At 67.5% G+C, this 11,959-nt stretch carries 6 protein-coding genes and 2 rRNA genes (1 of these 8 running past the window's edge); 3 read left to right on the top strand and 5 right to left on the bottom strand.

The features are described from left to right. Nucleotides 1-2,053 (top strand): 23S ribosomal RNA (locus GHR20_RS13510); it begins 1,067 nt to the left of the window's first position. 72 nt (nucleotides 2,054-2,125) lie between these two features. Next, nucleotides 2,126-2,241, top strand: a 5S ribosomal RNA gene (gene rrf, locus GHR20_RS13505). A 96-nt stretch (nucleotides 2,242-2,337) separates the two neighbouring features. Here the strand turns inward: rrf and GHR20_RS13500 are convergent. From GHR20_RS13500 to GHR20_RS13480, 5 genes are all read right to left on the bottom strand, one after another. Continuing rightward, complete coding sequence (locus GHR20_RS13500; RefSeq protein ID WP_243878013.1) at nucleotides 2,338-2,865, bottom strand: hypothetical protein; 528 nt, start codon at nucleotides 2,863-2,865, stop codon at nucleotides 2,338-2,340. A gap of 79 nt (nucleotides 2,866-2,944) precedes the next feature. Continuing rightward, nucleotides 2,945-7,690 (bottom strand): putative T7SS-secreted protein, encoded by a 4,746-nt coding sequence (locus GHR20_RS13495; protein WP_153813299.1) that lies wholly within the window; start codon nucleotides 7,688-7,690, stop codon nucleotides 2,945-2,947. Then, the gene (locus GHR20_RS13490; RefSeq protein ID WP_153813298.1) at nucleotides 7,690-8,328 is read right to left on the bottom strand and encodes a hypothetical protein; all 639 of its coding nucleotides are present in this window, start codon (nucleotides 8,326-8,328) and stop codon (nucleotides 7,690-7,692) included. Before GHR20_RS13490 ends, GHR20_RS13495 begins: the two co-directional genes overlap by 1 nt. Beyond that, complete coding sequence (locus GHR20_RS13485) at nucleotides 8,325-8,852, bottom strand: hypothetical protein (protein WP_153815962.1); 528 nt, start codon at nucleotides 8,850-8,852, stop codon at nucleotides 8,325-8,327. The genes GHR20_RS13490 and GHR20_RS13485 overlap by 4 nt, the downstream gene beginning before the upstream one ends. Before the next feature lie 149 nt (nucleotides 8,853-9,001). Then, a complete protein-coding gene (locus tag GHR20_RS13480; RefSeq protein WP_153813297.1) occupies nucleotides 9,002-10,729 on the bottom strand; it encodes a glycoside hydrolase family 18 protein in 1,728 nt (575 codons plus the stop codon). A 324-nt stretch (nucleotides 10,730-11,053) separates the two neighbouring features. Between GHR20_RS13480 and GHR20_RS13475 the strand changes: the two genes are divergently transcribed. After that, entirely contained in the window at nucleotides 11,054-11,917 is an 864-nt protein-coding gene (locus tag GHR20_RS13475) for a hypothetical protein (RefSeq protein WP_153813296.1), read from the top strand. Nucleotides 11,918-11,959: the final 42 nt, after the last annotated feature.

Below are 11,959 nucleotides of genomic sequence, written 5' to 3'. Positions count from 1 at the left end.
GGTCGAGAGGGAAACAGCCCAGAGCATCGACTAAGGCCCCTAAGCGTACGCTAAGTGGGAAAGGATGTGGAGTCGCACAGACAACCAGGAGGTTGGCTTAGAAGCAGCCACCCTTGAAAGAGTGCGTAATAGCTCACTGGTCTAGTGATTCCGCGCCGACAATGTAGCGGGGCTCAAGCGTACCGCCGAAGTCGTGTCATTGCAGCATATAGCCCCAACGGGTGTTGTGATGGGTAGGGGAGCGTCGTCTGCCGGGTGAAGCAGCACCGGAAGGTAGTTGTGGACGGTTGACGAGTGAGAATGCAGGCATGAGTAGCGATACACACGTGAGAAACGTGTGCGCCGATTGACTAAGGGTTCCTGGGTCAAGCTGATCTGCCCAGGGTAAGTCGGGACCTAAGGCGAGGCCGACAGGCGTAGTCGATGGATAACCGGTTGATATTCCGGTACCCGCTGTGAAGCGTCAAACATCGAGCATCGTGATGCTAAGGCCGTGAAGCCGCCCTGATCTCTTCGGAGTTGAGGGGAGTGGTGGAGCCGCCGGACCAAGCGGTTAGTAGGTGAGTGATGGGGTGACGCAGGAAGGTAGTCCATCCCGGGCGGTGGTTGTCCCGGGGTAAGGGTGTAGGACGGTGTGTAGGTAAATCCGCACATCATGTGTCTGAGACCTGATGCCGAGCCGATTGTGGTGAAGTGGATGATCCTATGCTGTCGAGAAAAGCCTCTAGCGAGTTTCATGGCGGCCCGTACCCTAAACCGACTCAGGTGGTCAGGTAGAGAATACCGAGGCGTTCGGGTGAACTATGGTTAAGGAACTCGGCAAAATGCCCCCGTAACTTCGGGAGAAGGGGGGCCACGCTCGGTGATGGGATTTACTCCCTGAGCTGGGGGTGGCCGCAGAGACCAGCGAGAAGCGACTGTTTACTAAAAACACAGGTCCGTGCGAAGCCGTAAGGCGATGTATACGGACTGACGCCTGCCCGGTGCTGGAACGTTAAGGGGACCGGTTAGCTCCATTTCGGTGGGGCGAAGCTGAGAACTTAAGCGCCAGTAAACGGCGGTGGTAACTATAACCATCCTAAGGTAGCGAAATTCCTTGTCGGGTAAGTTCCGACCTGCACGAATGGCGTAACGACTTCTCGACTGTCTCAACCATAGGCCCGGTGAAATTGCACTACGAGTAAAGATGCTCGTTTCGCGCAGCAGGACGGAAAGACCCCGGGACCTTTACTACAGTTTGATATTGGTGTTCGGTTCGGCTTGTGTAGGATAGCTGGGAGACTTTGAAGCTCATACGCCAGTGTGGGTGGAGTCGTCGTTGAAATACCAGTCTGGTCGTGCTGGATGTCTAACCTGGGTCCGTGATCCGGATCAGGGACAGTGTCTGATGGGTAGTTTAACTGGGGCGGTTGCCTCCTAAAGAGTAACGGAGGCGCCCAAAGGTTCCCTCAGCCTGGTTGGTAATCAGGTGTTGAGTGTAAGTGCACAAGGGAGCTTGACTGTGAGACCGACGGGTCGAGCAGGGACGAAAGTCGGGACTAGTGATCCGGCGGTGGCTTGTGGAAGCGCCGTCGCTCAACGGATAAAAGGTACCCCGGGGATAACAGGCTGATCTTCCCCAAGAGTCCATATCGACGGGATGGTTTGGCACCTCGATGTCGGCTCGTCGCATCCTGGGGCTGGAGTCGGTCCCAAGGGTTGGGCTGTTCGCCCATTAAAGCGGTACGCGAGCTGGGTTTAGAACGTCGTGAGACAGTTCGGTCCCTATCCGCTGTGCGCGTAGGAGTCTTGAGAAGGGCTGTCCCTAGTACGAGAGGACCGGGACGGACGAACCTCTGGTGTGCCAGTTGTCCTGCCAAGGGCATGGCTGGTTGGCTACGTTCGGGAGGGATAACCGCTGAAAGCATCTAAGCGGGAAGCCTGCTTCGAGATGAGGACTCCCACCCACTTGATGGGGTAAGGCTCCCAGTAGACGACTGGGTTGATAGGCCGGATCTGGAAGCCAGGTAACTGGTGGAGGTGACCGGTACTAATAGGCCGAGGGCTTGTCCTCAGTTGCTCGCGTCCACTGTGTTGGTTCTGAAACCACGAACAACCAAAGTGCCGGTTGTCAGTTTCATAGTGTTTCGGTGGTTATAGCGTTAGGGAAACGCCCGGTTACATTCCGAACCCGGAAGCTAAGCCTTTCAGCGCCGATGGTACTGCAGGGGGACCCTGTGGGAGAGTAGGACGCCGCCGAACAATTTTTAGGGAAACCCCCGCACCATTGGTGCGGGGGTTTTCTGCGTTCAGGGCGGTTTCAGCGGCACCAGAGGGCCGCCGGCCGAGAGGATGTAGTCACAGAGATGACGTGTGATCCAGCCAGCGCCTAAGGGCCTCGCGTGTCTCCTCGGGAATCGACGTACTCGTGGAGAGCTTGGCGCCCGTGTCCCTCAGGGATCGAATCCTTTGTGGGTTCTTCAGACAGACGATATCTGTCCAGTCCTGCCCTCGTGAGGCTTGAACGACGACACTTCCGTCAGTGGACAGCATAACGAATTCTGGATTACCCCAGCCGTGCCCGGTAACCTGAGTTTCGGCACCGGCTCCGGAGAAGTCCCAGTCGGGTGCAAGTGCCACATGCGCCCACCACGAAAACCTGGATTCCTCTTCCGGGAGAGGGCGTACTGCGACGAGGAATTTTGGATCAGCTCTGTCAAAAAGCCCTTGACTTGCGCTGAGCATGTACCATTCGTGGTTCACTCTTTCCTGATAGTCCGGTGCGTCATTCTCGACGCTTGCCGCCCACTCCTCCCCCTCGGCCGCGGTCGAGTTCGTGAAGCCTGCGAGCCTTGGAGGCATGAGCGGGACGGAGAGTTCCGCCATGCCGAGATATCGCAAGCCTGCTGCGGCCAGGCGCTGAGCAAGGTTCGGTAGGTGCATGGAGATTGCCTCGAAGATGTGGTTAATTTATTGGCCTCTTGGCCCAAGGGTACGGAATGACTTGATCGTAGTTATGTGACCCATCCTTCCGTCGCCCGAGATAGGCGATGTTACCGTCACCGTCGACCATGACGCGCGCCTGACTGAACGGGTCCCCGTTGTCGTAGATCGGACTTCCAGCCCATCGCGCTCCCGCACGGGAGTTACCGCCCCTGTAGAAATCGGATACTCGAGCATCATGAGGGCCGGTCACGCGTTGTGGATAGTCGGGATCATTTACCAGCCTGTTGACGAGGTCGTGGATGTCTTGAGGAGTTTGGAACCAAGCCTTGCGGTCTGCGTTTTCTGCCACGCGGTCGTTGATTGAATGCGGATCATAGTTCTCGTCCGGGTACCACTGACTCTTGTTGGCGTCGGGGCATGCGTCAGGAGCGAGTCCTAGATGGTCCGTCGAAAGTGCGGGGTTGTGAATGTAGGCAGAGGGGTTCAGAGCCGGCGCGAGTCCGAGAGGGTCCGAACTGAGGTACCGCGCCGTTTCCGGGTCGTAATGGCGGAAGTAGTTGTAGTGCAGGCCCGTTTCCGGGTCGTAGTACTGGCCGGGGAAGCGTAGGGGGGTGTACGTGGTGCTGTCCGTGGTCCACGCCGTTGTGCCCCACAGGGTGCTGCGGGTTCGCCAGGCGAGGTTGCCCTGGTCGTCGATCAGTTCGGTCGGGGTGCCGACCAGGTCGGTGACGATGGCGAAGAAGCGGGAGTCGATCTCCTGCTGTGGGGCGTCGGCCGCGGTGATGCGTTCGGTCTGGGACAGGGGTCGCAGGCCCTGGTGGTCCCAGGTGAGGGTGACCGGGTGGGGGAGCGCCGATGAGGTGGTGGTCTGCTCGCAGAGGGTGGTGCCGTCCCAGGTGAAGGTCACCTGTTCCAGGACCGTCTCTCCGTCGTCCGCCAGGCGTTGTTTGGCGGTGCGGCGGCCCAGCGGGTCGTAGGTGTAGCGCCACCGCGTGCCGTCGGGGGTGGTGACCGAGGTCAGGCGGTCCTCGGCGTCCCACTCGTAGCGCCAGGTGTCCGGCTTCCTCGACAGGCGGGTCTTCCGGCGGAGGGTGATGCGGCCCAACGCGTCGTGTTCGTAGCGGACGTTGCCCGCCCGGAGGATGCGGGTGCCCTCGTAGGAGCGGGGGCCGGTTGCCTCCGCGCCCGGGTGGGCCGGGGGCCAGCTCGCCTCGGTCTGGTTGCCGGCCTCGTCGTAGGCGTAGCGCTCGGTCCAGCCCGCCGCGTGGACCGCCGTGACCCTGCCCGTCGCGTCCAGGTCGAAGTGGCGGGCGCCCGCCAGGTGGTCCTCGACGCCGGTCAGGTTGCCGTCGGCCCGGTAGGTGTAGGAGCGGTGCTGGAGCAGGGCGTCCGACGCGTCCCTCACCGATTGGGTCGTCAGGCGGCCCAGGGGGTCGAAGGTGTGGGCCAGGGTCACCGTCTCGCCGATCCGGCGGGTCAGTTCGCGGCCCGTCTCGTCGTAGGTGAAGTCGATCGCGCGGCCCGATGCCACCATGTCGGTGCGGCGGCCCGCCGCGTCGTAGGACCAGGTGGAGACGGCGCCGGTCGGGGTCGTGCGGCCGGTGCGGCGGCCCAGCTCGTCGTGGGTGTAGGCCAGCGTCCGGCCGTCGACCGTCTCGGAGCGCAGGCGGCCGAAGCGGTCGCGCAGCAGTGTCAGTGTCGTGCCGTCGGGGCCCGTCGCCCGGGCCAGTTGGTCGGTCAGGTCGTAGGCGAACGTCGTCACCCGGCCCGCGGCGTCCTTGCGGACGGTCCGGCCGAGTTCGTCGCGCTCGAAGGACACGACCTCGCCGAGGGCGTTGCGGCGGGAGGTCAGGCGGCCCGCCGCGTCGTACCCGTACGTCAGGGTGCGGTCGTCGAAGTCCGTCTCCGTCAGCAGGCGGCCGGCGGCGTCGTAGGCGTACTCCCACGTCAGGCCCTGCGGGTTCGTGACCTGTGTCAGGCGGAGTTCCGCGTCGTGGGCGAACTCGTAGCGCACCCCGTCCGGGCCCGTGCGGGCCGTGAGCAGGTCGAAGTGGGTGTACTCGAAGCGGGTCACGCCGCCCAACGGGTCCGTGTGGGTCGTGCAGTTGCCCTCGCCGTCGTACGTCCACGTCTCTGTCGTACCGTCCGCGGCCGTACGGCGGGTCAGGTGGCCCTCGACCGACCACTCCAGCCGTGTCGTCGCGCCGGCCGGGTCCGTGATCGTGGCCGGGCGGCCGAAGGGGTCCCGGGTGTAGCGGGTGACCGCGCCGAGCGGGTCGGTCACCGTCAGGGGGAGGCCCGCGCGGTCGCACACCAGCGTCGTCGTACGGCCCAACGGATCGGTCACCGAGGTCAGGTGGCCGGAGTCGTCGTACGTGAAGCGGGTCGTGCGGCCCGCCGGGTCCGTCACCGAGGTGCGGTTGCCGCGGGCGTCGAAGGTCTGCCGGACGGTCGTGCCGTCCGGGCTCGCCAGCTTCACCGGCAGGCCCGACCCGTCGTACTCCGCCCTCGACTCCCGGCCGTCCGGGCGGACGATCGAGAGGAGGTTGCCCGTCTCGTCGTAGCGGAACGACGTCGTGTGGCCGAGCGGGTCCGTCGTGGAGAGCAGGCGGTTGTGGCGGTCGCGGACGTAGCTCGTCGTCGCGCCGAGGGCGTCGTTCTCCGCGACCACCTGCCATGCGTCGTTGACCAGGTAGCGGCGGGTGTGGCCCGCGCCGGTGGTCGCCGTCGTGGTGCGCAGGCCCGTCGCCGGGTCCCGGTCCTCGTACGTCAGGCGCAGCGCCATGTGGCCGGCGGCGCCGCCCTCGGCCACGCAGCGGTCCCGGTCGTCGTACGCATAGGTGTAGGAGCGGTCGTTCGTGTCCGTCCAGGAGGTCACCCGGCCGCGGTCGTCGTAGCCGAAACGCAGGGGCAGGCCCGAGGAGTTGACGACCTCGCTGAGGTTGCCGTCCGTGTAGGCGAACCGCTTGAGTTCCTCGCCGGTCGCCGCCAGGTGGTACGACGTGACGCGGCCCGCGTCCGTGGTGATGCGGACGCCCTGGCCGGCGCTGGTGAAGACGGCCAGCGGGGTGCCCTCGGCGTCGTGCTCGAAGGTGAGCCGGTTGCCGTTGCGGTCGTCCACCTGTTCCAGCACGGCCAGGTTCTCGGTCCGGTCGGCGAAGTGCCAGGTGCGGCGGGTCTCCGGGTCGGTGATCGTGTAGCCGCCCGGCACGCGGTCCAGCGGCCGGCGGGGGCCGTGGCCGGGGAGGGTGGGCAGGCCCGGGGCGGGGTGGGGGTACGCGAGGAGCAGACCGTCCTCGGTGACGAAGACGACGCCCTCCGCGTCGATCTCCAGGCGCTGGTCCAGGGTGGAGGACCACGACGGGCCGAACCAGCGGCCCAGCCGGTAGCCGGACTCCACCCGCCGCTTGAGGACCAGGGGGAGCGCGCCGGGGAGCACGACGTCCGTCTGCGGCAGATACATCGTGCCGGTGGCGAGGTCGATGGGGTCGGTGCCCTCGCTCGACAGCGATTCCTGCTCGCGGGAGGGCTGGTGGGGGTCCTCGCGTACCGTGTCCCGGGCGGTGGCCTTCCCGGCGTCCTCCGCGCCCGCCCGCGCCCCGTCCTTCAGGGTGCCCTCGGCCGCCGAGCGGAGCCCCGCCTGCGCCGCGTCGCGGGTCAGATTCACCTCCAGGCCGGCGCCGTCGCCGACGAGGAGCTGGGGGAGCATGCGGCCGCCGAACTCGGACGGGTCCTTCTTGAAGTCGGACCACATGCCCTTCAGGGCGCGGTCGGGGTGTTCGTCGAGGGCCATCAGACCGCTGAGGGTCGTGCTGACGTGCTGGAGGTAGTTGGCCGGGTGCGTGACGTTGTAGATGTCGACGGGGTTGAGGCCGCGCACGAAGGTGAGCAGGCCCGCCGTGCCCTTGACGACGCCGCCCACGAAGTGGACGGCCTCGGCGTCGACCTCCAGATAGTCGTCTTTGAGGGTGTGGCGCAGCCGGGTCAGCGGCGGGGGCTCGGCCGGGGCGTGGGCGAGGGCGGCCTTGACCTTGCCCTGGGCCTCCGCGGCGGCGGTGTCGCGCTGCTCGCGGGCGGTGGTGAGCTTGTGCGCGGCCGCGTCGATGTCGGCCTTGCCGGGGTCGTGGAACGGCTCGGGCCTGGGACCCGGGTCCTCGTTCGCCTCGACCTTCGCGTTGTAGGCGTCGGCCTTCTTGTTGTACGCCTCGGCCGCGTCCTTGGACGCCTTCGTGCCCTTCGTGTAGAGCTCGACCGCCTCCTTGGCCTGGCTCTGGGCCCACGTGACGGTGTCCGCGTACGACTCCAGGGCCTTGGCGGCGCCGAGGCACGCCTCCGCCGCGGCGGCCCACTTCGCCGGGTGCACGCCGAACTTCTCGCGGAAGGCGTCCCCTCCCGCGCCCTCCCAGCCGGAGGAGTCGACCTTGCGCATCCCCTGGGCGACCTTGTCGAAAGCGGCGTGGAAATCGCTGAGATGCCCGGCGCTCGTACGGATGTGCTCCGGATCGCCGTGGAGGAGCTGCCGCGGGTCGTCCGTCTCGCCGAGCTGCTTCTCGCCGGGGGTGGCACCGAGGTAGGAGGCGAGCCCGTCGCCCGCGTCCTCGACCTTGTCGGCCCACTGGTGCAGTCCGATGTGGTCCAGCTCGCCGCCCGCCTTGTGCGCGGCCCAGTCGACGCCCTCGCCGACCTTCTTCTTGCCCGCGTCCCACGCCTTCTCGCCGGCGCCGAGGACGGTGTTGGTGATCTTGCCGAGTTCGCCCAGTCCCATCAGCCCGCACCGCCCTGCTGCCCGGCGGCCCGGGCGCGTTCCTCGGGGGACGGGCCGAAGGCCGCGTCGAGCAGCTTGTGGTAGTCCGCGTCGGACATTCCGCTCGGCCTGATGCCCATGGTCCTCGCGGCCGGGGAGGTCATGAAGTCGCGTGCGTCGTCGTCCCAGCCCTGCTTGCTGTTCGCCCACGCGTCGTCGAAGGACTTCTTGCTGTAGTCCACGTTCCCGTCGTACGGGCTGGACTTGAAGATGTCCCCCCAGCTCATCTTCTCCACGTCCGTCTCACAGGCGTCGGGATTGCCGATCGCCGCGTTGGCGACGTCCTTGAACGTGCCGGTCACATAGTTCTCGGTGTCGTAGTACGTGCCCGCGGCCAGGCCCGTCTTCATCGCGAATCCGCTGCCCTCGTCGATCAGCGCGCGCACGCCCCACTCCCAGCGCTCGCAGAACGACTTGAATGCGCCGGTCAGCCCGTCGTGGCCCAGCTGCAACCCGGTCAGGCCGACTTTGTCGAAGCCCCGGCCGGCGTCCGCCTCGTAGAGCAGGCCCAGTTCCTTCAGTTCGCCGAGGGCGTCGTTCAGCCCCTTGGCGATCAGGGCCAGGCCCTCGGTCTTCAAGTCCTCGTCGTCGCCGCTCACTTGGCCGAAGCCCCCCGTTCCTCCGCCACGTCCACCGCCACCCGGTCCGGCACGATCCCCGCGACCGGCGGGAACAGGGTCCCCGCGCCGCCCACGTCCAGCGCGACCCCGCACGGCACGCCCACGGCGGGCACCGCGGCGTCCAGCAGCCGAGCGCCCAGCCAGCGCTGGTAGGACCACTCCCGGTCGCCCTCGCCCCGCGCCAGCGCGTAGCGGGCCAGGGCCGTCTCGTCGGAGAAGGCGAGGATCCAGCGGACACCGCGGAGATCGGCCGTCAGGGGTACGTCGTGTTCGTCCACGGGGACGAGTACGGCCGTACGGCGGAACTCGCCTACCCGAACGGCCAATTCACGGCGTGCGCGCGCCGACTCGGCGGCGGGGGAACGGATAGGGGAATTCTCGTTCGACGGCACAGAAGGGTGCTCGCCCCGCCCGTCGCTCTCCGTCTTCTCCCGCCCGGCGGGTGCCGCCGGCTCCACGTATTCGGCGAGGCGTGATCTACGCGTTCCTGCCGTCGAATTCATTCCGTCCCCTGAGGCCACGACAGCGAGCATCACATCGGCGTATCGGCGCTCGCAACGTGAATCGGACGCGGCCGGCCGGAAAAGCACGAGGCGCCCGGACTCCGAGGAGGAGGCCGGGCGCCGGGTGGTGGGGGTGGGAGGTGGTCAGGTCACGGCATCGCGTGGACGTGGGAGCCGACCGCGGCGGACCAGCCGTTGCCGTTCGACGCGTCCCAGTTGGTGGACCAGGTCATGGCGCCGCGCAGGTCGGGGTAGGTCTTCGAGGGCTTGAAGCTGCCGCAGTTGGTGCCGGCGGCCAGGCAGTCGAGGGCGTTGTCCACGACCGAGGGGGAGACGTAGCCGCTGCCGGCCGCGCTGGTGGAGGCGGGGAGGCCGAGGCCGATCTGGGAGGGGGACAGGCCGCCCTGGAGCTGGATGCAGGCGAGCGCGGTGAGGAAGTCGACCGTGCCCTGGCTGTAGACCTTGCCGTCGCAGCCCAGCATCGAACCGCTGTTGTAGTACTGGGTGTTGACGACCGTGAGGATGTCCTTCACGTTCAGGGCCGTCTGGAAGTAGGAGGCGGACGTCGACTGCATGTCGATCGTCTGCGGGGCCATCGTGATGATCAGCGACGGGCCCGCCTTCGCGGACAGGGCGCGCAGGGCCTGGGTCATGTACGTCGCGTTCAGACCGTTCTCCAGGTCGATGTCGACGCCGTCAAAGCCGTACGTCTGCATCAGGGAGTAGACGGAGTTCGCGAAGTTCGTCGCCGAGGCGGAGTCGCTGACCGAGATCGTGCCGTTCTGGCCGCCGATCGAGACGACGACCTTCTTGCCGGCCGCCTGCTTGGCCTTGATGTCGGCCTTGAACTGGTCGACCGTGTAGCCGCCGAGGTCGGCCGAGTCCAGGGTGAAGCTCACCGCGCCCGGCGTCGTGGACGCGTCCGCGAAGGCCACCGCGATGATGTCGTAGGCGGCGGGGACGTCGGAGATCTTCTGGACCTTGGCACCGTTGTTGAAGTTCTGCCAGTAGCCCGTCACCGCGTGCTTGGGCAGCGAGCCCCCGGTGTTGCCGCCGGTGCCGGCCGAGGCGGTGGTCGCCGTCACCGCAGCCGACTTCTGCGACTCGCCCGCCGCGTTCGTCGCCGTCACCTGGAAGGAGTACGAGGTGGAGGCGGACAGGCCGGTGAGGGTGGCCGAGGTGCCCGTCGTGGAGGAGACCTTCGCGCCGTTCTCGTACACGGTGTAGCCGGTCGCGCCCGAGGACGCGGACCAGGTGAGCGAGGCGGAGGACGAGGTCGTGGCGGAGACCGCGAGGCCGGTGGGGGCGGCCGGGACAGTGGGGGGCGGGGTGGTGCCGCCGGTGCCGCCGCCGTCGGGGCCGTAGAGGGAGACGTCGTCGGCGTAGTACGCGGCCTGGCCGTACCAGCCGTGGGTGTAGACCGTGACCGACGTGGTGTTCGCGCCCGTGGTGAACGACGTCGACAGCTGCTTCCAGGCCGTCGTGTCCGGCGTCCAGGTGGAGACGTCCGTGGTGCCCGTGCCCGTCACGCCCAGGTAGGTGTAGCCGCCCTGGACCCAGGAACTCAGCGTGTACGAGGAGTTGGGCTTCACGGCGACCGTCTGGGTGCACTGGGCGTTGTCCTGCCCCGCGGGGGTCGCCTTGAGCGCACCGGTGCCGGAGTGGACCGGGGAGGAGACGGTCGTGCCGCTGCCCGCCGAACAGGTCCAGTCGGACAGGCCCGACTCGAAGCCGGCGTTCACGACGTTGTTGACGTCGGCCGCGGACGCCGGCGCGGCGGTCGCGGCGAGGCCCGCGGCGGCGAGGGCGACGGTGACGGCGGCGGACCATGCCGCGAGGCGGCGGGGTGGTCTGGCGGTGCCTGGTGCTCGGTCCACGGGGACCTCCGGGGGAGTCGGAGTGGGGCAGGGGTCCAGCGGGTGGATCCCGACGGGCGCATTCCAAGGGGGTGGAATCCGACGGGTGGAATCCGGGGGGTGGAGCCGGTGGCCACCGGTGCACAGACAAGTTGGTCCAGACCAATCCCGCTGTCAAGAGGTCCAGACCGAGGCGGGGGTCGGCGGGTTTGGCAACCTGCCCCGGTTTGCGGGGACTTGCCCTCGGCGAGTTGCACATGTGCTTCCCCAACGCTGTTCTCCCGCCCTGGACGCGTGGATACAGTGCTCAGGTAGTCACGCAGTGAAGTCACCGGGGAGCGGGGCGTGCCAACTGCCATTGCCGTGACCAGCGCCGACCTGGCGCTGCCGCCACAGGACGAACGCACCATGCCCGCCGTCGTGCTGGCCGGACTCGACCGGCAGCCGCTCGACCGGGCGCTCACCGAACTGAGCGACCTCATCGAGGGCTACGGCCATGTCGTCGTCGTGTGCTCGGCGGCCACCCCGGAGCCGGTCGTACGGCGCCTGTACACCCTGCGCGCGCTGCTGGAGAGCGACCGGGTCGCCCTGCTCCGGCCGCCCGGGCTGCCGCCCCTCGGAGTCGCCGTACTGGGGCGCCAGTTACGGCAGCTCGCCTCCTGCGACCTCAGTCCCGGGGTGCTGGCCTCCGCCGGGCGGCTGCTCGCCCACTACATCCACGCCGGGGCCGTGCTCGGCTCCGTCGCGCGCCTGGACCGGGTGCCGGTCGGGCTGACGGCGCACGCCAGGTCCTGGATGCCGGGCAGCCAGTTCGCCGTACTCGCCCATCCGGAGGCGCAGCTCGTCAAGGTCGCGCCCGACGTCACCCTCAAGGGGCCGGAATTCCCCACCTGGCTGCTGCTCGCGAAGGGTCAGCTGCCCGGCGACTGGGCGGCCGGGCTCGGCACCGCGTGGCAGGCGCAGGGGGTGCGGGAGACCCCGCTGCCCGCCGAGTCCCGCGCGTGGTGGGGGACCGGCCGCATGGTCGAGTTCTGCGCCCACCTCGACGACCTCTCCGTGCTGTACCAACTGGTCACGTCCGTACGGCAGTCCAGCTGCCACTGGTGCGGGCTCGATGTGATCGGCGACCGCTGCGTCTTCTGCTCCGCCGTCCCGCCCCTCCATGAGCCGCCCGCCCCACGGGCCCTGGAACCCCGCACGCCCGCCTGAGCCCGGGAAAGCGCCCACGACCTGTACGTCCATATCCCGAAC

Origin of the sequence: Streptomyces sp. SUK 48 (assembly GCF_009650765.1) — a bacterium.
Classification (GTDB): Bacteria; Actinomycetota; Actinomycetes; order Streptomycetales; family Streptomycetaceae; genus Streptomyces.
Note: the sequence above shows the minus strand (reverse complement) of the source record. Positions and strands in the feature narration are given on the sequence as shown.

What these genes read in the sequence shown, in the direction of transcription:
- GHR20_RS13500 (WP_243878013.1), bottom strand. Translation starts at nt 2,865, where the DNA reads ATGGCGGAACTCTCCGTCCCGCTCATGCCTCCAAGGCTCGCAGGCTTC.
- GHR20_RS13495 (WP_153813299.1), bottom strand. Translation starts at nt 7,690, where the DNA reads ATGGGACTGGGCGAACTCGGCAAGATCACCAACACCGTCCTCGGCGCC.
- GHR20_RS13485 (WP_153815962.1), bottom strand. Translation starts at nt 8,852, where the DNA reads ATGAATTCGACGGCAGGAACGCGTAGATCACGCCTCGCCGAATACGTG.